General features: G+C 32.3%; 22 protein-coding genes. 16 read left to right on the forward strand and 6 right to left on the reverse strand.

Going from position 1 to position 25,072, the window contains the following annotated elements; translation table 11 throughout:
• Together KM029_RS00005 and KM029_RS00010 are read left to right on the forward strand one after the other, a co-directional pair.
• Positions 1-1,851 carry a HAMP domain-containing sensor histidine kinase gene (locus tag KM029_RS00005; protein ID WP_144074755.1) on the forward strand — a complete coding sequence of 617 codons (1,851 nt, stop codon included), beginning with the start codon at positions 1-3 and terminating at the stop codon, positions 1,849-1,851.
• A gap of 138 nt (positions 1,852-1,989) precedes the next feature.
• Entirely contained in the window at positions 1,990-3,186 is a 1,197-nt protein-coding gene (locus KM029_RS00010; protein WP_144073848.1) for an IS256 family transposase, read from the forward strand.
• 75 nt (positions 3,187-3,261) lie between these two features.
• On the opposite strand, the gene KM029_RS00015 is transcribed toward KM029_RS00010, so the two are convergent.
• Positions 3,262-4,221, reverse strand: coding sequence for an L-threonylcarbamoyladenylate synthase (locus KM029_RS00015; RefSeq protein WP_144074756.1), 960 nt, complete (start codon positions 4,219-4,221; stop codon positions 3,262-3,264).
• A 5-nt stretch (positions 4,222-4,226) separates the two neighbouring features.
• A complete protein-coding gene (locus tag KM029_RS00020) occupies positions 4,227-4,958 on the reverse strand; it encodes a VC0807 family protein (RefSeq protein WP_184679545.1) in 732 nt (243 codons plus the stop codon).
• Between the two features lie 85 nt (positions 4,959-5,043).
• On the opposite strand from KM029_RS00020, the gene KM029_RS00025 reads away from it, so the two are divergent.
• A complete protein-coding gene (locus KM029_RS00025; protein WP_158631111.1) occupies positions 5,044-6,750 on the forward strand; it encodes a caspase family protein in 1,707 nt (568 codons plus the stop codon).
• Positions 6,751-6,936: 186 nt separating this feature from the next.
• Here KM029_RS00025 and KM029_RS00030 read toward each other — a convergent pair whose 3' ends face one another.
• A complete protein-coding gene (locus KM029_RS00030) occupies positions 6,937-7,176 on the reverse strand; it encodes a hypothetical protein (RefSeq protein WP_144074758.1) in 240 nt (79 codons plus the stop codon).
• A gap of 197 nt (positions 7,177-7,373) precedes the next feature.
• On the opposite strand from KM029_RS00030, the gene KM029_RS00035 reads away from it, so the two are divergent.
• Positions 7,374-7,817, forward strand: coding sequence for an RrF2 family transcriptional regulator (locus tag KM029_RS00035; RefSeq protein ID WP_144074759.1), 444 nt, complete (start codon positions 7,374-7,376; stop codon positions 7,815-7,817).
• A gap of 72 nt (positions 7,818-7,889) precedes the next feature.
• On the opposite strand, the gene KM029_RS00040 is transcribed toward KM029_RS00035, so the two are convergent.
• Positions 7,890-9,152, reverse strand: a complete 1,263-nt coding sequence (locus tag KM029_RS00040; protein ID WP_144074760.1) for a M48 family metallopeptidase — start codon at positions 9,150-9,152, stop codon at positions 7,890-7,892.
• Between the two features lie 115 nt (positions 9,153-9,267).
• Between KM029_RS00040 and KM029_RS00045 the strand changes: the two genes are divergently transcribed.
• From KM029_RS00045 to cmk, 5 genes are all read left to right on the forward strand, one after another.
• Positions 9,268-9,975, forward strand: coding sequence for a LytR/AlgR family response regulator transcription factor (locus tag KM029_RS00045; RefSeq protein ID WP_144074761.1), 708 nt, complete (start codon positions 9,268-9,270; stop codon positions 9,973-9,975).
• Positions 9,976-10,054: 79 nt separating this feature from the next.
• Positions 10,055-13,417: a UvrD-helicase domain-containing protein gene (locus tag KM029_RS00050; protein ID WP_144074762.1), complete on the forward strand. Its 3,363-nt coding sequence runs from the start codon at positions 10,055-10,057 to the stop codon at positions 13,415-13,417.
• A gap of 1 nt (position 13,418) precedes the next feature.
• Entirely contained in the window at positions 13,419-13,970 is a 552-nt protein-coding gene (locus KM029_RS00055; protein ID WP_144074763.1) for a hypothetical protein, read from the forward strand.
• 129 nt (positions 13,971-14,099) lie between these two features.
• Positions 14,100-15,503 (forward strand): LptF/LptG family permease, encoded by a 1,404-nt coding sequence (locus tag KM029_RS00060; RefSeq protein WP_144074764.1) that lies wholly within the window; start codon positions 14,100-14,102, stop codon positions 15,501-15,503.
• 108 nt (positions 15,504-15,611) lie between these two features.
• Positions 15,612-16,292, forward strand: coding sequence for a (d)CMP kinase (gene cmk, locus KM029_RS00065; RefSeq protein WP_144074765.1), 681 nt, complete (start codon positions 15,612-15,614; stop codon positions 16,290-16,292).
• Positions 16,293-16,385: 93 nt separating this feature from the next.
• On the opposite strand, the gene KM029_RS00070 is transcribed toward cmk, so the two are convergent.
• Positions 16,386-17,714 (reverse strand): alginate export family protein, encoded by a 1,329-nt coding sequence (locus KM029_RS00070; protein ID WP_144074766.1) that lies wholly within the window; start codon positions 17,712-17,714, stop codon positions 16,386-16,388.
• Between the two features lie 240 nt (positions 17,715-17,954).
• Here KM029_RS00070 and KM029_RS00075 point away from each other — a divergent pair, with 240 nt between their 5' ends.
• From KM029_RS00075 to KM029_RS00100, 6 genes are all read left to right on the forward strand, one after another.
• Complete coding sequence (locus tag KM029_RS00075; protein ID WP_144074767.1) at positions 17,955-20,231, forward strand: molybdopterin-dependent oxidoreductase; 2,277 nt, start codon at positions 17,955-17,957, stop codon at positions 20,229-20,231.
• A gap of 11 nt (positions 20,232-20,242) precedes the next feature.
• Positions 20,243-20,941 (forward strand): NapC/NirT family cytochrome c, encoded by a 699-nt coding sequence (locus tag KM029_RS00080; protein WP_144074768.1) that lies wholly within the window; start codon positions 20,243-20,245, stop codon positions 20,939-20,941.
• Positions 20,942-20,953: 12 nt separating this feature from the next.
• The gene (locus KM029_RS00085; RefSeq protein WP_144074769.1) at positions 20,954-21,142 is read left to right on the forward strand and encodes a hypothetical protein; all 189 of its coding nucleotides are present in this window, start codon (positions 20,954-20,956) and stop codon (positions 21,140-21,142) included.
• Positions 21,143-21,240: 98 nt separating this feature from the next.
• Entirely contained in the window at positions 21,241-22,230 is a 990-nt protein-coding gene (gene moaA / locus KM029_RS00090; protein ID WP_144074770.1) for a GTP 3',8-cyclase MoaA, read from the forward strand.
• 85 nt (positions 22,231-22,315) lie between these two features.
• Positions 22,316-22,744 carry a transposase gene (locus KM029_RS00095; protein WP_205125428.1) on the forward strand — a complete coding sequence of 143 codons (429 nt, stop codon included), beginning with the start codon at positions 22,316-22,318 and terminating at the stop codon, positions 22,742-22,744.
• Between the two features lie 20 nt (positions 22,745-22,764).
• Positions 22,765-23,622 carry an IS3 family transposase gene (locus tag KM029_RS00100; protein WP_205125452.1) on the forward strand — a complete coding sequence of 286 codons (858 nt, stop codon included), beginning with the start codon at positions 22,765-22,767 and terminating at the stop codon, positions 23,620-23,622.
• A 46-nt stretch (positions 23,623-23,668) separates the two neighbouring features.
• Here the strand turns inward: KM029_RS00100 and KM029_RS00105 are convergent, their stop codons facing one another.
• Positions 23,669-24,160: a hypothetical protein gene (locus tag KM029_RS00105; RefSeq protein WP_144074771.1), complete on the reverse strand. Its 492-nt coding sequence runs from the start codon at positions 24,158-24,160 to the stop codon at positions 23,669-23,671.
• Positions 24,161-24,306: 146 nt separating this feature from the next.
• Here KM029_RS00105 and KM029_RS00110 point away from each other — a divergent pair, with 146 nt between their 5' ends.
• Positions 24,307-25,038, forward strand: coding sequence for a nitroreductase family protein (locus KM029_RS00110; protein WP_144074772.1), 732 nt, complete (start codon positions 24,307-24,309; stop codon positions 25,036-25,038).
• The last annotated feature ends 34 nt before the right edge of the window (positions 25,039-25,072 follow it).

Raw genomic sequence — 25,072 nt, forward strand, 5'->3', positions numbered from 1 at the left:
ATGAATTATGGCAGCTTAAGAGGGCGCATACTTACTGTGTTTATTTCTTTCTCAGTGTTATTTAGTTGTATCTCATTTATAACTTACAAATACATTCATAGAAGTGAGGAATTGGATCAGGTGAAAGCTTGGTTGATGCACTTAGAAGTAAGTGTGCTCGATTTAATAAAGCAAGATGCAAGTGATATTGTGACTGATTTATCAGTTAATTATATCAGTGAAGAATCTCTAGAGGAGTTTGTGAATAGTAGAGAGAATAGAGTCGCATTAGTATCGGTATCTATTGATAAGTTATTGAATCATGAGCAAATAAATGAATGGGGCTTAGAGAGTAATTTATTTTTTATTGATAGTCTTATAGATCAATACAATAAACAAGTTCATGAACTTATTTTAGCAAAAAAATCACTAGGGTCAGATTCAACAGGATTATATGGTTCTATGTATAAGAATGCTCAAATTTTGAGTGATTTACCCAAAATGAATTACGTTAGGCTTTACGATGAAATGCAATTAAATGGCATGAAGTATCTTTTAGATCCTAAAACATCTTATGTATTGTCTATTAACCGTTCAGCAGGTCAACTTCAATATGAACTTGAAAAGGATGGAGAATTAAAACATTTCTCAAAGGCAGTAGAAGAATACCTAAAATCATATAATGAAATTGTTTTAATTCATTACAAGATTGGAAATAATAATAGAGAAGGTTTAAAAGGAAAATTAAATAATACAGCATCTTATGTAGAATCTGAGTTTGATTCTTTAAGTACAGATGTTTCTAAGCGTTTTCTAACGTTAATGTGGAAAATAAAATTTTCTTATTTATTGGTGTCATTAGTAGCAGTTTTATTTACAGTAGTTGTTGGTTACTATACAGCCTCTAGAGTTTCTAACCCTATTACAGTTTTACAAGATCGAACGCGTAAGATAATTGAGAGTGGCTATGTAATGAGTGGCGGTGAAGTTGATTTTAAAGAATTAAAAAAACCTACTAGGGAGGTAGCTGCATTAGCATCATCTTTTCAGGAAATGTATGAGATGATTCAAAATCAATTTGCAGAGTTAGAGCAAGGTAACCGGAAATTAAAAAATTCTAAAAAGAAATTGATGGAGACAAATAGAGTCAAAGATCAATTTTTTTCAATAATATCTCATGATTTAAAAGGGCCGATTAATACTCAGTTAGGTTTTTTGAAGCTTTTAATGGAAAGGTCTGATGCTTTTTCTCCTGAAGAAATTCAGATTTTAGCAAAGGAAATGCATGGCTCAATGAAGAACTTAATGGGACTTATGGAAAACCTTTTAGCATGGTCTAGATCAGAGTCTCAAGCATTAAATTTTGATATAGTAAAAACGGATATTGGTAGTATAATCAATAGAAATGTAGATTTACTTCGTCCTGTTGCTAAAGAGAAATCTATTTTACTTAATGCAGAAATAAATCATGATAAATCTATACTTGCAGATCAGAATAGCTTGGATTGTGTTTTAAGAAATATAATATCGAATGCAATTAAGTTTACATCTGCTAATGGTAAAGGTATAATTACAATAGCGACATCAAATTTTGAAGATAAGGTAGAAGTTTCTGTTACAGATAATGGAAATGGAATGACTGAAAAAGAACTGAAAAAGCTATTAGACACTTCGGTTCAATTTTCTAAAAAAGGAACAGCAAGAGAAAAGGGTGTTGGCTTAGGGATGATCTTAGTACAAGACTTTGTAAAAAGAAATAAAGGCGAATTATTTATAGATAGTCAGCCAAATATAGGTACTAGGTGTTCTATATTATTTGACACCTATAAAGTAGCTCAAAATAAAAAAGGGAGTGTACCACAAACTGTGTAAACTCTCGAATCTTGAAATGTGAGTAAGTCATATTTCTCCCTTTAAAGAGAAAATTGACTTACTCACTGTTCAAGGTCAACTTGACTCTTTCAATTAAGTGTACAGTTTATTTAATTTAGAATTTAAAACTGATACACCATGAACAAAGAAGATTTATTAAACGACAACTTTTTAAAACAATTCAAGTCAGCAGAAGATTTAAGTTCCTTCATGAAGCAACTTCAAAAAAGAGCTTTGGAGAAAATGCTTGAAGGTGAAATTGAAGCCCATCTTGGTTATCAAAAACATGAAAAGTCAGAGAATTCTAATTCTCGAAATGGCTATACCCAAAAGACTATCAAAAATGAATATGGTGAACAAGAAATCAATGTCCCAAGAGATAGAAGTGGCTCGTTTGAACCTGCAATTGTTCCTAAAAGGAAGAATATTGCTCAAGGTATTGAAAGTCTAGTGATCTCACTTTATGCCAAAGGTATGAGCGTATCTGATATCGAAAATCAGATCAAAGAACTTTATGACTTTGAAGTATCGGCAGCGACTATATCAAGAATTACAGCTTCAGTAATTGAAGATATAGAAGTATGGCATAAACGTCCTTTAGAGCCTGTTTATCTTATCGTTTGGATGGATGGTATCGTTTTTAAAGTGCGTGAAAACTCCAAAGTAATCAATAAAACTATCTATTTAGCCGTAGGATTACGTACTGATGGCAAAAAAGAAGTATTAGGTATGTGGCTTGGGAAAAATGAATCATCTGCATTTTGGATGACAGTTCTCACTGATATACAGACACGTGGAGTTGAAGATATATTGATCACATCAACTGATAATCTCAATGGTTTTACAGAAACAATTAAAGCTGTTTTTCCTGAATCTTCTACTCAAATTTGTATCGTTCATCAAATTAGAAACGCTTGCAAATATGTAGTCTGGAAAGATAGGAAAGCGTTCACAAAAGACATGAAAGATATCTATGGAGCTCCAAATATTAATGCAGCTAAAGAAGCTCTTGATTTTCTTGAAAAGAAATGGGGTGATAAATATGGATATGCGATCCAAAGTTGGCGAAATAACTGGGATGAATTAACAGTATTCTTTGAATTTCCTCTTGAAATCCGTAAAATTATCTATACGACCAATCTGATAGAAAATCTGAATGGTAAAATTAGAAAATATACAAAGAACAAATTATCCTTCCCAACGGATGATGCAGTTAAAAAATCTGTTTTTTTAGCCTTGCAAGAAGCAACAAAGAAATGGACAATGCCTATCAGAAACTGGGGAATAATTTTGAACCAATTTCAGGTATTATATAAAGAAAGGATCAGGTTTTAAACCCAATCCTCACTTGTAATACTTACACACTTAGTGAAAGAGTGTCATAAAATAGACCAAAAAGTAGAAGAGCAGCTATCCTAAGGATGCTGCTCTTTTAATTCTATCATTCATTGCTCTTCCAAGTCCCTCTTCGGGCATCCATTCACCAAGAATGTATTCAGGGTTGAGCTTATCAATTGCACGTAAAGTTTTAAACAGATTTCTTGCTGCCTCAGATAGATCACCTGATTTAGAAAGAATACACTGTTTATCTAATGGAAGTGTATTGTAAGTATCTTTTAAAGATAATGTAACAACATCCTTTCCTTTATATTTTTCAATTAAACCACCAATATTACCCAATAGTAGAGTTGAATTAGGAGCATAATGCCTGTGCAACATTCCTGGTGCTTTTGGTTGAGAAGATGATTGAGCATTTACGTTTACTTTTCCAATAACAGCTTCAATATCTTCAACAGCAATTCCCCCTTTTCTATATATAGTCGGTACACCTTCAGGAAAACCAATAATTGTAGATTCCACGCCAACTTCACAAGCACCGCCATCTAAAATAAAAGGTATTTTATCTCCTAATCCATCTTGAACATGTTGAGCAGATGTAGGGCTAATGTACCCAAAAGGATTGGCGCTTGGTGCTGCAACAGGATAATCTAATTGCTCTAATAATGATAATGTTAAGTCGTGCTTTGGCACACGAACAGCAACAGTGTCTAAACCACTTGTAATTAAATCATGAATTTTCTCTGATCGAGGTAAAACCATGGTCATTGAGCCAGGCCAAAAAGCTTCTGCAAGTTTTTTGGCAGTAGCTGGTAAATCTTTAATGTATGGAGATAAACGTTCTAAAGAAGAACTGTGAACGATTAGCGGATCAAAACTAGGTCTTGCTTTAACTTCAAAAATATTAGCAACAGCTTTTGGATCTAGGGCATTGCCAGCTAAACCGTAAACCGTTTCAGTAGGTAAGCCAATCAAATCGCCATTATCTAAAACTTTTTTAGCTTCAGTTACAGAGGAATTAATTATAGCCATGGTAATTATTTATCTTCTTTTTGTTTTTTCTCTTCTTCTTCGAAACCAATTAATACTTCTTGCATTTCGAAACCTGTATATTCTTTAACACCTTTTATTAGATACATCAAAGCACCCATCATTACTATTGTAGAGGGAAGTGCAATAACTAACCAACTCCAAGCGTTCATTTGTCCTAATTCTTTAGTAAATTCTACTGTGCTAGAATCACTTTTAACAAGAATTTTAGCAAGCATGTAGTTTAATCCAGAAGATAGGAAGAAAGATCCTGCGAGCATAAAAGAAGTATTTCTTAAACGTTTAGCAAAAAGATCTGTAGTTTGTCTAAATTTTAATTGAGCTTCTATTTTTTTTACATCAAGTAGATTATCGTTATATAATAATTTTTCTACAAGAGGGTATTTAGTAAAAGTAGAAATTAATACAATAATTCCAATTAGGCCTGGAATAGCTGCTTCTTTAATAGCAATTAAGTCTGCAGGTAGATGCAACAATTTTATACCTCCAGTTAGTAATACGTTAATAAAGCCTAGAACAGCAATAATACTAACTTCTTTCTTTTGGAAGAATTCATAAATACCAAACCCTAAAGGAAATGCAAGTCCAATAATAACTGCATTGACATCACCTAGGTATTCTGGGTCACTAAGTTTAGAAAGTACCACTGTTGGTATCACAATATTTAGTAATAGACTCAATATTGGAGACTCTTTCTTTTTCTGTGTTTTATTTTGCATCTTTTGAGGTATGAAGTTTGTATTTACTTCTTGAAAAAATAACGTGCAAAGATACGGATTAATAAATCGCTTTAAAAATTCGACTGTGAATAGACGTCAAAATTTAATTTTTTTACTGCTATTATTTATTAGTAGTAATGTATTTAGTCAAACACCGTTTCCTGAAGACTTTAATTTAGAAGGAGATGAACGTTTTCCTAGTATTACTTCTGATGGTGAAACTTTATTGTTTGCTAGAGAAAAAAAGGAAGGTTTTGAATTTTTATTGTCAAATAAAATTGATGGTAAATTTATGCCTCCTACAACTTTAGTTTTACCGCCAAATATGCCATACCCCACAGGTCCTATGATTAGTTATGATGGGCGATGGATCTATTTTTCTGCTAAAAAAGGAGATCAAGGTAGTGACTTATATAGAATGAGAAGATGGGGTAGAAGGTTAGGTAAGCCTGAAGCCTTAAAAGGAGCTGTTAACTCTAATGGTTATGAATTATTTCCATCACTCACAAAAGATGGTAAAGGACTTTACTTTACACGATTAGAGGATGCGTCTGACCCAACAGATTTAAAGTATGCAATATATTATAGTGAGTTAATGGATAAAGATGTTTGGGGTGAACCGAAGCGCCTTGAAGAACCAGTTAACTTATATAGTGAAAAAGAACCGAGGATACTTCCTGATGGAAAGACTTTACTTTTTTCATCTAGAATAAGTGAAGATACTTTTGATTATGATGTCATGCTTGTACAGAAACAAGAAGATGGTAGTTGGTCAGATCCTGAATCAATTGTTTCTCTAAACCAAGATGAAATCAATCATTCTCCATGTATAGATGCAATTGCTTCAAAAGCTTATTTTTCTAAGAATGGAATGTTAAACTCTATTTCTTTATCAAAAGTATTACCTTCAACTATTTATTCATCGGATAAAAAAGAACCTACAATAAATGAGGGTTTAACAAGAAGTGGTGATCAAGAAGCCCAAAAAGAAGCTGTAGATAAAAATGAATCTACTCCTGCTACAAAACCAACGTCTTCTTCTAGTTTTTCTGATTTAGGGTTTGATATTAAACAATACGAACCGAGACCAGTATATAGAGCAATAATAATAGGAGTAAGTGAATATCAAGATCCAAAAATTAATACTTTAGATAACCCTGTGAAAGATGCAGCATCATTTAAAGAAATTCTTACACAACATTATTCTTTTCCAGAAGAAAACATTGCCTTTTTACAAAGTCCAACAAGAGAACATTTAATAGAAACATTTGATAATGTAATGGAAGTATCTAAAGAGAATGACCATATTTTAATATTCTATGCAGGGCATGGTCATTGGGATACAAAACGAAAGGCAGGGTATTGGTTGCCTTCTGATGCAAAAGCAAAGAATACAGCGAATTGGGTCAGAAATTCTACTATAAAAGAATATATAGCTTCGTTTAAGGCGAAACACGTGTTGTTAGTATCAGATGCTTGTTTTTCAGGATCGATATTTAAAACAAGAGCTGTTACTTTTTCTGATGCGGATAAGTCAACAAAAGCCTTAGAAAAACTACCTTCAAGGAAAGCCATGACAAGTGGAACTTTAAAAGAAGTACCCGATGAAAGTGTTTTTGTAAAATATCTTCAAAAAAGATTATTAGAGAATGAGCAACAGTTTATAAGTGCGCGAGCTTTATTTGATAGTTTTAGGGTGGCAGTGATGAATAACAGTGAGAATGTTCCACAATTTGGTGTAATAAATCAAACTGGTGATGAAGGAGGTGACTTTATCTTTATCAAAAAATAAAAAAAGGGTTGATCTATCAAATTACGATAATCAACCCTTTTTTATTAATTGTTAAGGAGAGTGGTATGTAATTGCTTACAACCAAACGTACTACAATAAACAAATTCCTTTCTTTAACTCCAACTATTATATAATTAATTTTAGAAATAATTATATATTAATAATCTGTATTTCAGTTACTAATGCTTAGTCTATTGTTTTGTCGATTTGATATTGCACTTTTTTTCCAGCTTTTTCTATTCCAGAAGGTGCGAATTGAGTGTATGCATAATACCCTAAAAGGCAAATACCTACAATTACCACAATGCGAATAGCTGATTTTGCAATTTTCCATACAACAAATATGATAGCTGCAACAACAATTAAGAGTGTATATTTTTGCTCTTCTGTGAGCATTGCGAAATATTCCTGTATTTGATCTAACATGACTGTTTATTTAAAAAATGATTGTTGAAATTAATAGATAATCTATCTAGAAAACAATAAATATTCCGTTTTCATTAAATTAAAGTGTAAAAAGTGCACGTTGACATTATTTTAACTGTGAAATAGATAAAATTATTAATATCTTAATTATGTTTACATACAAACTCTATTAAACTAGTTTAAACTATAGGATTAATATGCTATCCAAAAAGACAAAATATGCATTAAAGGCATTAAGATTTTTGGCCTCAAAATATGGTGAGGGACCTGTTCTTATTAGCGAAATAGCTGATAAAGAGCATATCTCTCAGAAATTTCTAGAAAGTATTCTTTTGGAACTTCGTAAAGGAAGGGTACTGAGTAGTAAAAAAGGAAAAGGTGGGGGATATTATTTAATTAAAGACCCCGATGAGGTGACCTTATGTGATATTCATAGAATGATTGAAGGTCCAATTGCTCCTTTACCTTGCGTTAGCTTAAATTATTACGAACCTTGTGATGATTGTGATGATGAGGTTAATTGTACATTAAAAGCCGTAATGCTTGATGTTCGAGATGCACAGTTAGATATTTTAAAGAAAAAATCTTTAAACGATTTACTTCCTGCATGTGGAACGAAAGATGAAAAAATTGATTTGTAATTTTTGCTTACAAATAAAAAAGTCCGAATAACGTAACGTTGTTCGGACTTTTTTATACAATTTATAGTATTATTAACCTTCCATTGCTTCCATTCTCTTCAAAAGAGGTGGATGAGAATAATGCATCTTAACGTAGTTCTCATCAGGAGTTAAATTACTTAATGAGTCTACAGATAGCTTCTTTAAAGCATCAATTAAGGCTAAACTAGAAGAAGTTTCTTTTGCGAATGCATCTGCTTCGAATTCATTTTTTCTAGAAAAAGCATTGACTACAACTCCTGTTATTAATGAAATAGGACTGTATAGCATAGAAAATGCAACTAGATTTAAAGGAGATAAAGTATGCTGTGCAGCACCAAAAAATGCACTACTTTTAGATGCACCCATTGCTTCAGCTAATTCTTTAGAATCAATAAACTTGCTTAGAATAAATAAAGTAATAAACATGTTTACAGCTGAAATGAAGAACATTTGTAAAGTATGTTTACGCTTGTAATGTCCTACCTCATGTGCTAAAACTGCAACTATTTCATCAATAGTAAGTTTTTCAATCAGCGTATCATATAAAACAATATTTTTATTTCCTCCTAAACCACTAAAGAAAGCATTTGCTTTAGTTGATCGTTTAGAACCATCCATTACCATAATTCGTCCTAGAGGAAAATCAACCCCTTCTGCATATTTTTCTATAGCAGTACGTAATTCGCCATCTTCTAGAGGTGTGATTTTATTAAACATAGGTAAAATGATATTTGCATAGAACATTGTTGCTCCTAAAGCAAATAGCATAAATACAACCCATGCAATTATCCAATATGTATCAGGAAAGTTACTGTAGAATGCAACAAATCCCCATAAAAGCAGCCCGCCAATAATACCGCCTAAAGCGTATCCTTTAATTTTATCAATAATAAAAGTTTTAGGAGTCATTTTATTAAACCCATATTTTTCTTCTATTGAAAAAGTATTTTTCCACTCGAAAGGAATACTTATGATATCTGATAAAATGGCTACGATAGCAAAAAAAGCAAGTATTTGACCTGTATTTGAATCAAAATGTTCTTTAGTAAAAGAATCTATCCAAGCATAACCTCCTGTAGACAGTAAAACAAGAGTCAATAAATAAGATGCAGCACTACTATATAGTCCTAAATTATCTTTTTCAATCTGATATTCTTGTGATTTCTTATACTCTTCTTTGTCGTATAATCCAGATAGTTTACTTGGTAAAGCAGCACTCATTGCTTTAATATTAAGGCGACTTAGTACCCTTTCCAAAACAAACTCTCCAGTTAGTAGAGCTATTATTATATAAAAAATTGTATCTCCGTTCATAATTGTTTTATTGAAATATTACTACAAATCTAACAATTCATAGATAATGAATACATAATTTTATTGAAAAATAAAAAGTGTTTTACAACTTACAGAGAATTAACAATATCTATACATGCAAAAAACTTATAATTGCCTAATTGTAGACGATGAACAGTTAGCCAGAAACTTATTATCTGCTTTTGTAGCAAAAGTTCCATTTTTAAATGAAGTAGGGAGTTGTAAATCTCCTTTACAAGCAATGGAAATTATGAGGTCGGAAGCTATCGATATTCTTTTAGTGGATATTCAAATGCCAGAGTTGTCGGGAATAGATTTTGTGAAATCATTGGCTGTCAAACCTGTAGTTATATTTACAACGGCTTATTCTGAATATGCAGTGCAATCTTATGAGTTAGATACTATTGATTATTTGCTTAAACCTTTTTCTTTTGAGCGCTTTATGAAAGCAATAAATAAAGGTGTGGAGTTTTTAGTCCTTAAAAATCAAACTATAGAAACAGTAAATAATGAAGAAGTCTTTTTTGTAAAAGGTGATCAGAAAATACATAAGCTTTTTACTAAAGATATTTTTTACATAGAGGGGCTAAAAGAGTATGTATCTTTTTTTGTCAAAGATAAACAGCGAATTATTTCGCTTAATTCTTTAACTAAGTTGGAACGAGAATTAGAAAAATATCAATTTATAAGGGTGCATAGATCTTATATTGTTAATCTTAATCATGTAACAGCTTTTGAAACACATGCTTTATGGATTGATGATAAAGAAATTCCTATAGGAAAAACGTATAGAGAAAGTGTGAAAAAGAAAATCAATTGGTAAAAAGAATTTTTCTTAATTGATATGCGTTCAAATCCTTTTATCTTTGATAGGTAACTTCAAAAACCCATTAAAATAATCAATGTTTAAAATTTATAGATCTTCTGCAGGAGCAGGAAAGACATTTACCCTTGCAAAGGAATATATAAAAATTGTTCTCCAATTAGACGTCTTTGACGAAGAGTTTCAACCGAGTTATTATAAACATGTTTTGGCTGTGACTTTTACCAATTTAGCTACTTCAGAAATGAAAGAGCGAATCTTAGAACAATTAAAAATATTTGCAGGAAAACCTTCTCCAAATGATGAAGGGATGTTAGGGGCTATTGTAGCTGACTATAAAGGGATGGATGAAAAGATTGTTTTAGATCGTATTTATCAACGATCTTCAATTGTACATCAAAGAATTTTACATGGTTATTCAAATTTCTCTGTAAGTACAATTGATGCATTCAGTCAGAAAGTAGCACAGGCTTTTAAACGTGACCTCAAATTCCCATTTAATTATGAACTAATTCTTAATGGAGAGGAGTTGATTGAAGATGCTACTTACATTTTAATGGATAAACTTGGTAGAGATGAGCATAAAATGCTAACTGAAGCATTAGAGACATTTTCTATCAAAAAAGCAGAAGAAAATGCAAGTTGGAACATTGTACCTCAAATAAAGAGTTTTGGGAGTGTTCTTTTTGATGAAGATCAAAGAAAAATTATTGGAAAGTTAGGTGTTAATCCGGTTACTAACGTAGAGATGAACATTGAGGATTATACCTCTTTAGCTAAAAAGTTAAAGAAGATGATTTATCAAGATCTACAAAAAGAAAAGGATGATGCTTACGAGGAGTTTAAAAATTCAATGTCAGCAGCTGGTGTACCCATTGATTCACTAAGCCGATATGTGTGTTCATATGCTAAGAAATTTGATGGGCCAATTACGGAAATTGATGTAACCCCAAATGCAACTGCAATTAAAGTTTTTGAAGGTGAAACAGGTAAGGTACTCACAAAGGTTGCCGATTATAAATCGAGCCCAGCTATTTATGATGCAGCATTGCCTATTTATCAAGAAAGACTTTCCGAGCTTCGTACTTTAATAGCAAAAGCTCAGTTAATAAAAACAGTATATGATAAAATTTATCTCATTATTACCGCTCAGGTATTAAAAGATGAGATGAAGAACTTGAAAGAAGAACAAGGAATTGTGCATATCTCTGAAATAGGAGAAAACATTAATAAAATTGTTGAAACTTCTCCAGTTCCCTATTTATACGAAAGATTAGGAGAGAAATATCGTCATATTCTTATTGATGAGTTTCAAGATACATCAAAGACTCAATGGCATAATTTAGTTCCTTTGGTAGCTCATGCACTTTCTATGTATAATGGAGAGTGTTTAGTTGTTGGAGATGCAAAACAGTCTATTTATAGATGGAGAGGTGGAAAAGCAGAGATGCTAGTAGCGCTCCCTAAACTTCCAACTGCAAAAAATACCGCCTTAGAAGAGGAAGAGTACACCTTAGAAAGTTATGCCGACCCTCAAAATTTAGATACAAACTGGAGAAGTTATTCTAATGTCATAAACTTTAATAATGACCTTTATTCATTCATAGAGAAAAATAAAGGAGATACTTTATTATCTCAATTCTATCAAGATGTTGCTCAAAAAACAAATCATAGAATTGGTGGACAAGTAAGGATGTCTGTTTGTCAGAAAGTTGATAGTAAAGAAACAGTTCAAGAAGCGTCATTACAGAAAATCGCAGATACTATTCATGAGCTAGTAGAACTGAGAAAATTTCAGCTTAGTGATATTGCAATACTTATTAGATTTAATAAAGATGGTTCTGCTATTGCAGAAAAATTAGTTTCAGAAGGTATTGAAGTTATTTCTAGTGAATCTTTATTGGTTGAAAGTGCTCCAAGTATTCAATTTCTCGCTAATGTAATACGCTTATTAGTAAGAAGGTCTGATAAGATCTTATTTATGAAAATTGCTAGGTTTGTTCATGCACACCTTCAAGATGTAAATAATGATAGATGGAGCGAGGTAAACACTTCATCTTTGCCAATTGAAGGAGATGATTATATAAGAATTGGAGATAGAGTAGAAGCCTGTACGAATCACAAAGATTTTGAGACTTTTTTAAAGGATGAATTTGATATTACTTTTTCAGTTTCTCAGTTAAGAAGAAAATCTTTATATGATTTAGTCGAGTTTTTAGTTCGAAATTTTAAATTGAATTTACGTATTACAGAACAAGCATATTTGATTAAATTTTTAGACTTTGTATTAGATCATACAGAAGTAAATGGAAATTCAGCCCAAGATTTCTTAGTTCGATGGGATTTAAAAAGGACAAACCTGTCTATTTCTACTCCAGATAACACAAATGCAGTTAGAATACTCAGTATTCATAAATCTAAAGGTTTAGAATTTCCTGTGGTATTATTACCCTTTGCAGACTGGTCTACGTTACCAAGAAAAAATGAAGCAAAATGGTTTGATTGGGAAAACAATACAGACGTACCAGAATTAAATGCTGTTCAGTTACCACTTAATAAAAAATTAGAAGGAACTGCTTTTGAAGAAGGATATTTACTAGAACTTAGAGACACATATATTGACGCTGTTAATATGTTGTATGTAGGTACTACTAGAGCACAAAAGTATCTTCATTTATTTTTTAACGAGGAAGCAAAAGTGAATGCAAAAGGTGTGAAAACAGAAACAAAAGACACAATTGCAGTACCATTATTAAAATATATCTCTTCGAATGATGCTACACGAGAATTAGAATCAACAACAATTGACGATATTGAATTCAATGAGTATGAACTTTTTGATATTGATGTAGAAGGTAATGAAAAAGAAAAAGCAAATGAAGTATCATTATTAAGAGATTTAATTCATACAGATAATACTGATAAACTCCGTTTAAAAAGTGGTGCATACGAACAAGGACAAAACACTGTTTCTTTCGAAGATATAATAGAAGCCCAGGAAAGTGGTATTTTAGTTCACAAAGCATTCGAATACATAAAATACAAAGATGATGTACATGATGCTGTTCGAATTCTTGAAGTAAATGGATTTATCTCTTCTTCAGAAACTGGTGATTACATTGGTAGACTAATTGATGTTGTCAACCACCCCGAATTAGAAAGATATTATGATAAGAATACTGGGTATGAAGTGTTGAATGAATCTGAAATAGTATTTCCTACTAAAGGAAATATGAAACAGGTAAAAGTAGATCGTCCAGATAGATTATTGATAAAAGACAAAGAAGCTGTAATTATTGATTATAAAACGGGTGTTTATGAGAAAGACCATGAAAAACAAATCAAAAGATATGGCGAAGCATTAAAAGGTATGGGATATACCATAATAACTTTACTATTAATTTATACCGAAGATTTAGATATTAAAAAGATCAATTTTTAAGATGAAAAAACTATTTATTATTGCAGTTGTATTATTAGCGTCATTATCATCTTTTGCTCAAAAAGGGAAGGCTTTTCCAACAATTAAGGCAGAAACCTTAACTGATAAGTCGATAACATTCCCAGCTGCTGTAAAAGGTAAGGTGACATTAATTGGAGTTGCATATTCCAAAAAATCTCAGGATAATTTAGAGTCTTGGATGCAACCTATCTATGATACATTCATTAACCCACCTAAATCTGATATTTTTGGATCGGCAGGGTATGATGTTAATATGTATTTTTTAGCATTAGCTCGTGGAATTGCAAAATCTGCAGAGAAATCTATTAAATCGAACATGAAAAAGAAAATAGATAGTAAATTGCACAAAAACATAGCAATTGTCTTAGGAGATGTCAAGCAACATAAGTCTAATTTGGGCTTAGGGGCTAAAGATGATCCTTATTTTTATATTCTTTCACCAGAAGGAAAAGTACTATTTATAACATACGGAAAATACACTCCAACTAAAATGAGTGCCCTCGAAGAAGCTATTGATGAATATTCTGAATAAGAATAGTTGTTAAAGTTTTAAAAATCTTGAATATCAAACCCATTAAGGGTTTAAAATAGTATTCAGTTTTTTAGATTTGTGGTACTCTTGATAAATTTCTTGAGTGTATGAGAAATCACACAACAAAGTATGAAGAAGCTAGATAAGCTATTATTAAAAGAATACATAGGTCCATTTGTCTTAACATCGTCAATTGTACTATTTATTTTTTGGTCTCAATACATGATCTCTAAGTTTGTTTATTTCTTAGGAAAAGACTTAGGATATGATGTATACATGGAATTATTTTTCTGGTTTGCATTAGCACTAGTTCCTGTAGCGTTACCACTTGCTGTATTACTAGCAACGTTAATGACTTATGGTAGCTTAGGGCAACACTCAGAATTAACTGCTATTAAAGGAGCTGGTATTTCTCTTTTAAGAGTTTTGCGTCCTATATTTTTGTTTACAATTGTAGTAACACTAGTTCAGTTAGTTTATAATGATACGGTTGTTCCTCAAGCAAATTTAAAAGCATACAGCTTACTTTATGATATAAAACAGACTAAACCAACAATTAACCTGAAGGAAGGTGCTTTTTATGATGGTTTAGATGGTTATAGTATCAAAGTAGCTTCTAAAGATAAAGATGGAGAAGGTATCCATGATGTAATTATCTATAAGCACGAAGGGCATAGAGGCAATAAAGAAGTTATTCTTGCTAAAGATGGAAAGATGCAATTAATTAATGATGACACATTTTTAATGTTGACATTATTTAATGGTAATGCTTATAGTGAGGTAGAAGATAAGAAAAGTAAAGCTGAAATTCAGTATGTACACTCTGAGTTTGATTCATCTGTATTCTATTTTAGTATGGAATCTTATGCAATGAATGAAACAAAAGAAGATCTTTTCATGGGCCATAATTTAATGAAGAACAGAAATCAGTTAGAAACTGAACAGGATTCTTTACAAAAAGCAATGGTTGATTACAGTAATATGTTAGTTAAAAATGGGGAGACTCAATTTTATTACAGACATACTTCTCAGAAAGGAGAGCATAAAAAAGATAAGTTGACGAAGAAGAAATATGATCCTACGAAAAAGGAAAATAGATTAAGAATTGCTTCATCAGCATATAACAGTGCATCAAGTTTCTATAATGTATTAAAATCAAATGCATCTAGACATAAAAATCAGATGAGAGAAGATGTAAAATATACATTAGACCAACAGAAAAAAGTATCTTCAGCTATAGCTATTTTGATGATGTTCTTAATTGGAGCACCTCTTGGAGCTATTATCAAGAAAGGAGGATTGGGTGTTCCTGTTCTTGTTTCTGTATTCTTCTTTGTCATTTATTATATCATGACAATTTCTGGAGAAAAAATGGCTAAGGAGTTAATTATTGATCCTGTACTTGGAGCATGGTTATCGAATATATTCTTATTTGTAATTGGTATATTCTTTACTTTCCAAGCTAAAAATGATGTTAAACTATTTGATACTGATTACTATGCAGTAATGTTCAAAAAGTTATTTAAGAAGTAGTTAACACATTTATATTTGTAGCAAAACCCTATGTGAAAATGTTTTACGTAGGGTTTTGTTTTGTATATTGTTAGACATTTTATGATTTCATAAAAAATTCAACTATCAATGGAGAAAATTATTATTGCACTTGATGGACATGCTGGGTGCGGAAAAAGTACAACAGCAAAAGCAGTAGCAAAAGAACTTGATTACATATTTATTGACACAGGTGCTATGTACCGTGCTGTGACTTACTATTTCTTGTCGAATAATGTTGATTTTTCTGATGCAGTAGAAGTTGAAAACGCATTAAAGGAAATATCACTAAAATTTGTATTGAACCCATCATCAGGTATTGGGGAAATTCATATAAACGGAGAAAACGTTGAGCCGTTTATCAGAAACATGGAGATAACGAGTAGAGTAAGTGATGTGGCAAGTATTAAGGCTGTAAGAGTCTTTAATGTAGCAGAACAACAAAAAATGGGCAAAGAAAAAGGAATTGTAATGGACGGTAGAGATATCGGAACTGTTGTATTTCCAAATGCAGAGCTTAAGATTTTTATGACTGCTGATGTTACTGTTCGTGCAAAAAGAAGATTAGTTGAAATGGAATCAAAAGGGGTAGAGACTTCTTTAGAGGACGTGGAGTCTGATATACGTAATAGAGATCATTTAGATTCGACAAGAAAAGAGAGTCCTTTAAAAAAGGCTGACGATGCAGTTGTTGTTGATACTTCAGGTTTAACAATAAATCAACAAGTTGAGAGTATTCTTAAATTAGCTAAGAATATAATTTCAGTATAGATTATAATAGCATTTAAAAAAATGCATAGTAATAGAAAAAGGGTTGATGTATCTAAACATCAACCCTTTTTCTATTTATTATCAAAGGTAAGATTAACCTTGTGTTTTTGCTTCTTTTTTCTTCGTAGTGAAAAGTGTTGGCTTAATCACAATACCCATCCAACCCCAGTTGTTGAATTTTTCATAGTCTCCTCCAGCGTTAGCTCCAGTAGAATATTGCATAGATTCTGTAGCAAACATAGCAGACCATCCACCTTGAATAGAGATATAATCGTTGAACTTGTAGTTGGCATTTAAATCTAATTCAGTACCTAAATTATTTCCTACTTCAGCACCAGTACCATCAACAATTACAGCACTAGATTGGAAAGAGTGTACTTTACCGTAGAACTTCCATTCATTCATTTTATAAGTAGCTCCTAAGTAGATGTCAGTTAAACCACCAGCAGGTAAGCGAGAAGCACCACCAACATAGAAGTAATCCATATGTCCGTTAAACTTGTGGTTTGTACCGTAAAGAGGATTGAACGTTCTATTAACTCCATCGGTAGCAGTTGCATCTGTACCAGATAAAATTTCACCACCAATATTAAGACTTAACCCTTCAGATGCTTGGAATAAAACTTCAACTAGAGCATTGTATGCATTTAAATCTGTTTTACCAGCACCAACAGCACCCATTTGGTAGTAGAAAGATGCATTTAAACCAAATTTACCTGGTCTCCATTCACCGTGAGCACCTAAAGTTTGACTGTAAATAGTCTCAAAATCAGCAGGCATGCTTGTCTGGTTACCAGCAACATCTTGCTCAACACCATTGTTTAAGAATAAGGCAGAAATACTTAATTGCTCAAATTTCTTGTTAAACCATAAGTATTGTAAGGATTTATAGTTGTTTACGCCAGGATTATAATAAGGAGTTTCTCCAGTTGCAGAAATTGCAACACCTGCATGTAATTTAAATGCTTTTTCATATTTAAATACTGCAGCGTCATGGCTTCTACCTTGTTGCGCCCAATCTACAGCACCAAAAATTCTTTGATCATCATAAGAGATTTCTTGACGACCTGCTTTAACGCTAAATTCTTCAGTGAAAAGTAATTCACCCCATGCTTCATGGATAGAGAAGTTACCATTGTCTTTGTTTGCAAAGTTTCCAATTTCACCCCAAGTTCTAACATCTTGAGCAGAGAATCCGAAGCGGAATTTGTTGCTTTTATCATTAAATAACATTCTGATTCTTGCACGTTGAGAAACAAAATCAGCAGCACGATCAGCATCACCATTTGATGGTCTTAATTGATTAAAACCGTTTCTGTGTTCATAACGGGGCTTTAATTGAGCATCAATACTAAAGTCTTGTGCTTGTACAACACCACAAGTCAATAATAGCAGTGTAAAGGATAATAGTTTTTTAAACATACTTAAAAAAATTAGACGTTCTGATAGATTATATTAAATTATCTTAAAATAAATTTAGCGCAATTTTACATAATTTATCGCACCTAAATCAGATTATTATTTCCGTTTTATGATGATATTCATCATTAAATGATGTAAATTAATGAGGTTGTATTACATAATATTCAACTTTTCTGTAAATTTTATCTCAATTTAAATTTAGAAGCTACATATTCTAACTTTTATAACCACAAATTGTCAATGGATAATAATAACAAAAAAGAAAATCTTAGACTTTCGCGAAGAGATTTTTTAAAACTTACTGGGGGAACCGTTGCTGTGGGCGGTGCTGCATTAAGTGGATGGGGTTTGACTGAATTAATAGTCGATGAAGGCCCTGTGAAATCTTGGCATAAGTCAGTATGTCGCTACTGTGGAACCGGCTGTGGAGTTATGCTTGGTATGAACAAAGACAAATTAGTCAGAGTTCGAGGTGACCAAGAAGCTCATAATAAAGGAGTAATCTGTATTAAAGGATCTATGCTAGATTCTGTAATGAAGAACCCAAACAGATTAAAAACACCTAAAATTAAGAAAAATGGAAAATTTGTAGAAGCTTCTTGGGAAGAGGCAATGACTTTAATGACTGATAAGTTTAAAGAGTCTTTAGCTCAAAATGGTCCTGAGAGTATTGGTTTCTACGGTTCTGGTCAATTATTAATAGAAGAATCTTATACGGCAAACAAGTTGTTTAAAGCTGGTTTAAGATCAAATAACGTTGATGGAAACCCAAGGCTTTGTATGGCATCTGCTGCTGTAGGTTATACACAGACGTTTGGTAAAGATGAGCCTCCAGGGGCTTATGTTGATATTGATCATGCAGAAACTTTTTTCCTAATTGGTTCTAATGCTTACGAATGTCACCCTCCTTTATGGGAGAGAATAATGATGCGTAAGAAAGCCAATAAGAACGTTAAAATTATCGTGGTAGACCCACGGAAAACCAAAACTGCAGAGCACGCAGATATCTATTTACCTGTATTGCCAGGTAAAGATATGGCATTGTTAAATTCAATGTGTTGTGTAATGGCAGAGTTGAATTTACTGGATGAAGATTTCATCTCTAAGTACGTCAACTTTAATGACGGTAAAAAGAAGATATCATTAGAAGAATATAAAGACTTTTTAAAGGATTATCGTCCTGAAAAAGTGGCAGATGAATTAGGTTTAACACCTAGAGAAATCAGAGAAGTAGCTTATCAGTTTGCCTCTTCTAAAGCCACAATGTCTTTATGGACAATGGGTATAAACCAGAGAGTTCAAGGTGTATATTTAAATAACACACTAAATTCTCTACATTTAATTACCGGACAGATTTGTAGACCAGGTGCCACTCCTTTATCATTAACAGGGCAATCTAATGCTTGTGGAGGTGTAAGAGATACAGGTTCATTGTCTCACTTATTACCAAACGGTAGATTAATTGCAAAAGAGCCTCATAGAAGAGAAATGGAAAAACTTTGGAAAGTTCCAGAGGGTACTATTGCTCCAAAACCAGGTTTTCATGCATTGGCAATGTTCGATGAAATGGTAAAAGATAAGGTTAAAGTTGCCTTAATTATGTGTACTAACCCTGCACAAACTTTACCTAATAATAGATATTACCGAAAAGGAATGGAGAAAGCATTCTTAGTAGTTTCAGAAATCTTTGAAGATACTGAAACAGCTAAATTTGCTGATATCTTATTACCTGCTGCATTATATATCGAAAAAGAAGGTGTTTACGGTCAAACTGAAAGAAGGTATCAAATAATTGAAAAGCTTAGAGAACCTGTTGGTGAAGCTAGATCAGATTTTGATATTCTTGTTGATTTTGCCAACCGAATGGGTCAAGGTAAATTGATTTCATATAAAACTCCTACAGAGTGTTGGGATGAATATAGAATTATCTCAAAAAGTAGTAAGTACGATTTCAGTGGTATTACCAGAGAACGTCTTAAGAAAGAAAGAGGAATCCAATGGCCTTGTCCGTCTGTAGATCACCCTGGTACAGTAAGGAGATATATTAAAGGAGATCCATTTGTGCCTTCTGATAAAAAAGTATATTTCTACGGGAAACCAGATGGTAGAGCTACAGTTTTTGCTAGACCTTATATTCCGGGTAAAGAAGATATCTCTAAAGAAAAACCACTGTTCCTAACAACAGGCCGTGTAATTTCACAATGGCACTCTGGAACTATGACTTATAAAGTACCTGAATTGAAGCATTCAGCAGGACCTGGAAGATTTGTTTTCCACCCTCAGGATGCAGGTATTTACAAAGTGAAAAAAGGAGATCGTATTGAAGTTGAAAGTAGTCGTGGTAAAATGGAAGGAATTGTTGCAATTTCTGAACATGAAACTCCAGGAGTTGTATTTGCAGCTTTCTATGATCAAACTTTCTTAATTAATAATGTTGTTTCTGATGATTACGATCCTTATTCTAAGGAGCCTGATTATAAAGTAACAGCAATTAATGTAAAAAAAGTAAACGCTTAACTTCTTAGATTATGGAAATGATATTGGATATATCAGCAATTTTTATTCTCATAGTAGAAGTAGTTTTGCTGTATCAATTAAGAGCACATAGACACGAGCTAAGTGCTAAAGTACGTTCAATGGTACTATTTGGTATTATCGTATTGCCAGTTCTGGCAGTAGCTTTAGGTAACTACCATGTTTTTGTAACTACAAAAGAGTCATCGGCTTGTCAGAGTTGCCACGTAATGGCACCAATGGCAAACGATATGATGTTTGATTCACATAGTCAAACATTAGCAGCAAGACATTATCAAAATGGATGGATTGCTGAACATGAATGTTATAGTTGTCATGCTGATTATGGTTTTCAAGGAACTATGAAGGCAAAATTAGATGGTTATAGACATTTAATGCGTTACGTTACAAAAACATACCACGAACCAATTCGCTATAGAGGTGAGTTTAATTCTATGAACTGCTACGGTTGTCATGAAGGTTCTCGCACATTCGAAGCAGTTGATGAACATGCTCCAGTTGTTGAAAATTTATTAGGAGATGATCCTAGTATTTCATGTTTAAATTGTCATGGTCGTGCACATCCGGAGCCTTCAAGAAGAACTCCAGGTAGTAAAGATTATAAGTGGCTTTCAGACCCTAAAGTTAACAAAGTAGTTGATGCTGAAGAACTGAAAGATTACATTACCAATATTACTGCTTCTGCAGAATAAACAAGTATAAAGATGAGAAAGGTATTTATAGAAAGTATGTTAGTGATTATTGGTTTGATGATCACAATTCCATACATATTATATCCAAATCCTTATTTGATGTTCTTATTTGTTTTTATAGCTCAACCAAGTATTGGAGTTGCTGTAATTTTAGCACTTTATGAAGTGTATAAAGATTTAACAAAAAAGGATTTACTATAAGTGGAATTCAGTTAAATATAAGGTCTTGTGGAACATTTTAGTTCTTCAAGACCTTTTTTACTATTAAAATAGGTAAATTGCCTTTGAGTATTTTATAAATGGAGAAAGAGAACGTGCTGAAAGATAAATTTCAAAGACAGATTAAATACCTGCGATTAGCAGTTACAGACCGTTGTAATTTGAGGTGTACATATTGCATGCCTGAACATATGCAATTTGTGAAGAAGAATCAATTACTTTCGTTTGAAGAAATGCTTAAAGTAGTTGAGATTTTAGCTGAAAATGGTGTAGAAAAGGTGCGTATTACAGGCGGTGAACCTTTTGTTAGAAATGGCTTAATGGATTTTCTGACTAAACTTGTAAAAATAGAAGGGATAAAGAAAGTAGGCATAACAACTAATGGTGTTTTATTAGATAAATACCTTGATCAATTAAAAGAAATTGGTGTTACTTCTGTTAACCTTAGCCTTGATGCAACATCAAAAGATAAATTCTTTGAAATTACAAGACGTGATGATTTTGATAAAGTTTATGCAGCTTTAGAAAGAATGGTAGCATTAAATTTTGATGTTAAAATTAATATGGTTGTAATGGAAGGAAAGAACACGGAAGAAATTATTCCTTTAGCAAATTATGCCAAGAGATTCCCAATAGAAGTACGATATATAGAAGAAATGCCTTTCAATGGGAAGGGAAAAGAAGTGTCAAAAAGTTGGAATCATATAGAAATAGAAAATGAACTTAAAAAAGGGTTTCCTGATTTAACGTCAATTGATACTACAAAATCAAATACAGCACAATTATTTAATAGTAATCAGATGATAGGTAGGGTTGGAATTATCCCTGCATTTACACGTTCATTTTGTGGGTCATGTGATCGTTTAAGATTAACTTCTTTAGGGGAGATAAGGAACTGTTTATATGCCAAATCTGGGTTGAACTTAAAACAAGCACTTCGTGAAAATATTTCTGATGCTGAAATATTGGAATTAATACAATCACACCTTTCAACTAAGAAAAAATCTGGTTGGGAGGAAGAAAAAGAAAATACTGACCAACTTGACTCAATGTCTTTAATTGGTGGATAAAAAAAGGTTGACATTTTTAAAAATGTCAACCTTTTTTTATGGATTTTGTCTCGTCCTGAATTAGTGTTACACAAAACGTAACATTATGAATGAAGATCAAGAATATCAGTACACTAAACGTACACAAAAAGATTACAGCTACTCTTTTAAATTACAAGTTGTAGATGAAGTGGAACGAGGGGAAATTGGTATAACGGCAGCAAGACTTAAATATGGAATACAAGGTCATGGTACCATCCGTACTTGGATAAGAAAGTATGGTAATTTAGATTGGGATAATAAATCTGATTTAAAAATGGGAAAGACACCAGAACAAAAATTATTGGAGCTAGAACAAAAGGTTCTATTATTAGAGAAGCAAAAAGCTTCTTTAGAAAAACAACTCTACGTAACAGATAAAAAAGCAATTTTCTTTGATATGATGATCGATATTGCTGAGGATGAGTTTAATATTCCTATTAGAAAAAAGTCTTTACCCAAGCAGTTGACCAATTCAAAAAAGAAGAAAAAATAGGAGTCAAACCGACTTGTGAATTGCTTGGGTTAGATCGACAAATTTATTATCGTTCGAAAAGGAAAGTAAAAAATAATAATAGTATTGCATCTAAAGTAGTAGACTTAGTGAAAAGAATTCGTTTGAAGCAAACTAAAATAGGGACAAGGAAATTATATCAATTACTTCTTCCTGAATTGCAATTACTAAATGTAGGTCGAGATAAGCTTTTTGATATCATGAGGGCTAATCGACTCGATATCAAGCCTAAAAAACAATGTCATGTCACTACAAATTCTCATCACAGGTTTAAAAAGCATAAAAATCTTATTGAGCATTTGGAAATAAATAGACCTGAACAAGTATTAGTTTCTGATATAACTTACATAGGTGAGCGAAGTAACCCAATGTATCTATCCTTAGTAACAGATGCCTATTCTAAGAAAATAATGGGGTTAAATGTATCAGATAGTTTGAATGCAAATGGAGCTATTGCAGCATTAAAAGAAGCACTGAAAAATAGAAACTATGTTGATTTACCAATGATACACCATTCAGATAGAGGATTACAATATTGTAGTCACGAGTATCAACGACATCTTCATGAAAATAAAGTATTGTGCTCGATGACGGAATCTTACGATCCTTATCAAAATGCGGTAGCAGAAAGAATAAACGGAATTCTTAAGCAAGAATTTATTTTAGGAATAAAAATTAATGATCTCGATTTAATGAATAAATTTATTAGAGAATCTGTATATATTTACAATAATGAAAGGCCTCATTGGAGTAATTATATGAAGACACCTGTTGAGATGCATCAGCAAAGTGAAATAAAAATGAGAACTTATAAAAGTAAAAATAGCACCGAGTCTACACTCGATGCTATCAATATATAATAGTCTAAATCTGTAACGCTATGAACGGACTAGACATTTGTAAAAATTATTTTTTACAATCACATTCATCTACACTAATAGTTAGAACTTTTAATCCTCTCAATCTAGCATTTGGATTTTTCTGCTCTTCAAAAGGATCTTCACCTAATCGAAATCTTTGACAAGTTCCAGCAGTTATTGTAAGGCTATAACCTTCTAAACCTGTAAACCATGCACCCTTAGTATCTTCAGAGTCAGCTTCTACAGCATATACGTTATAAGTTCCTTCAGGAAGGTCAACGGTGAAGACATCAATAGCTGTCTCTAATCCACAGTTAGGGCTTGTATTGTATTGGCGTAAATACCCCTCAGCAATTTCATCATCATTTTTATTTGTTATTTGAATTGCAATCTGTTGTTTTGAAAATCCAACGGTATTGTCAGCATAAAATGTAGCGTTACCTGTTGCAATTTCAGAATCACTACCACATGAGTGTACTAAAAAAGCTAATCCAATTAAGCCTATAATTGTTGTTAGTTTTGAAATGAACTTTATCATAATTATTTTTTTTGATTAAATTTGATGCTTTAAAATTATTAGTAATTGAAAATCAATCATTTGAGACTATTTCTTTGTGATTGATGTTATATTTGCGAAATCGTCTTTAAAAACTGACGCTTAAGTTAATAAATCAGAAAAGAATAATGACTACCGACGCCAAGTATTTTGATGATCTTGTTCAAGCAAGACGTTCAGTAAGAATATATGATCAAGAGCAAGAATTTGACCATAATGCTGTTCAGAGGAGTTTAGAGAGAGCAACTTTATCACCAAACAGTTCAAATATGCAAATGTGGGAATTCTATAGAATTTCATCAGATGCTTTAAAGAAAGAAGTTGCAGAAAATTGCATGAAACAAAAAGCAGCAACAACAGCGAGAGAATTGGTATTATTTGTTGTTAGGCCGTCTTTATGGAAAGATAGAACTGCTTTTAATTTAGATAAAATGATATCTTCTTTCCCTGAAGATATGAAAGATAAAGATAAAAATAGAGCATTAAGTTATTACGAAAAACTTATACCTATTCTTTATAATAATGATAAGTTAGGTGTCCGCAGTGTATTTAAGAAAATATATTCTTGGTACGTTGGTACTAAACGTCCAATGGTACGTCAGGTAACAAAAACTGATGTTCGTGTGACATTGCATAAAAGTGTTTCCTTGGCAGCTATGACATTTATGTATAGCATGAAAGCTGAAGGATATGATACTTGCCCTATGGAAGGTTTTGATAGTAAACGGATAAAGAAACTCTTAGACCTTCCTAAAGATGCAGAGATAAGTATGATAATTGGTTGTGGCCCCGCCGGCAAAGGGGGAGTTTATAACGAAAGAGTTAGAGTACCAAATCAAGAGGTGATTTTTGAGAGATAAAAAGAAAGGGAGACATAAACTGTCTCCCTTTTTT

The organism is Flammeovirga kamogawensis, assembly GCF_018736065.1.
Classification (GTDB): Bacteria; Bacteroidota; Bacteroidia; order Cytophagales; family Flammeovirgaceae; genus Flammeovirga; species Flammeovirga kamogawensis.

Bases quoted from the DNA above. Each gene is read 5' to 3' on its own strand.
- KM029_RS00005 (WP_144074755.1), top strand. From the start codon at position 1: ATGAATTATGGCAGCTTAAGAGGGCGCATACTTACTGTGTTTATTTCT.
- KM029_RS00010 (WP_144073848.1), top strand. From the start codon at position 1,990: ATGAACAAAGAAGATTTATTAAACGACAACTTTTTAAAACAATTCAAG.
- KM029_RS00015 (WP_144074756.1), bottom strand. From the start codon at position 4,221: ATGGCTATAATTAATTCCTCTGTAACTGAAGCTAAAAAAGTTTTAGAT.
- KM029_RS00020 (WP_184679545.1), bottom strand. From the start codon at position 4,958: ATGCAAAATAAAACACAGAAAAAGAAAGAGTCTCCAATATTGAGTCTA.
- KM029_RS00030 (WP_144074758.1), bottom strand. From the start codon at position 7,176: ATGTTAGATCAAATACAGGAATATTTCGCAATGCTCACAGAAGAGCAA.
- KM029_RS00035 (WP_144074759.1), top strand. From the start codon at position 7,374: ATGCTATCCAAAAAGACAAAATATGCATTAAAGGCATTAAGATTTTTG.
- KM029_RS00040 (WP_144074760.1), bottom strand. From the start codon at position 9,152: ATGAACGGAGATACAATTTTTTATATAATAATAGCTCTACTAACTGGA.
- KM029_RS00045 (WP_144074761.1), top strand. From the start codon at position 9,268: ATGCAAAAAACTTATAATTGCCTAATTGTAGACGATGAACAGTTAGCC.
- KM029_RS00050 (WP_144074762.1), top strand. From the start codon at position 10,055: ATGTTTAAAATTTATAGATCTTCTGCAGGAGCAGGAAAGACATTTACC.
- KM029_RS00055 (WP_144074763.1), top strand. From the start codon at position 13,419: ATGAAAAAACTATTTATTATTGCAGTTGTATTATTAGCGTCATTATCA.
- KM029_RS00060 (WP_144074764.1), top strand. From the start codon at position 14,100: ATGAAGAAGCTAGATAAGCTATTATTAAAAGAATACATAGGTCCATTT.
- cmk (WP_144074765.1), top strand. From the start codon at position 15,612: ATGGAGAAAATTATTATTGCACTTGATGGACATGCTGGGTGCGGAAAA.
- KM029_RS00070 (WP_144074766.1), bottom strand. From the start codon at position 17,714: ATGTTTAAAAAACTATTATCCTTTACACTGCTATTATTGACTTGTGGT.
- KM029_RS00075 (WP_144074767.1), top strand. From the start codon at position 17,955: ATGGATAATAATAACAAAAAAGAAAATCTTAGACTTTCGCGAAGAGAT.
- KM029_RS00080 (WP_144074768.1), top strand. From the start codon at position 20,243: ATGGAAATGATATTGGATATATCAGCAATTTTTATTCTCATAGTAGAA.
- KM029_RS00085 (WP_144074769.1), top strand. From the start codon at position 20,954: ATGAGAAAGGTATTTATAGAAAGTATGTTAGTGATTATTGGTTTGATG.
- moaA (WP_144074770.1), top strand. From the start codon at position 21,241: ATGGAGAAAGAGAACGTGCTGAAAGATAAATTTCAAAGACAGATTAAA.
- KM029_RS00095 (WP_205125428.1), top strand. From the start codon at position 22,316: ATGAATGAAGATCAAGAATATCAGTACACTAAACGTACACAAAAAGAT.
- KM029_RS00105 (WP_144074771.1), bottom strand. From the start codon at position 24,160: ATGATAAAGTTCATTTCAAAACTAACAACAATTATAGGCTTAATTGGA.
- KM029_RS00110 (WP_144074772.1), top strand. From the start codon at position 24,307: ATGACTACCGACGCCAAGTATTTTGATGATCTTGTTCAAGCAAGACGT.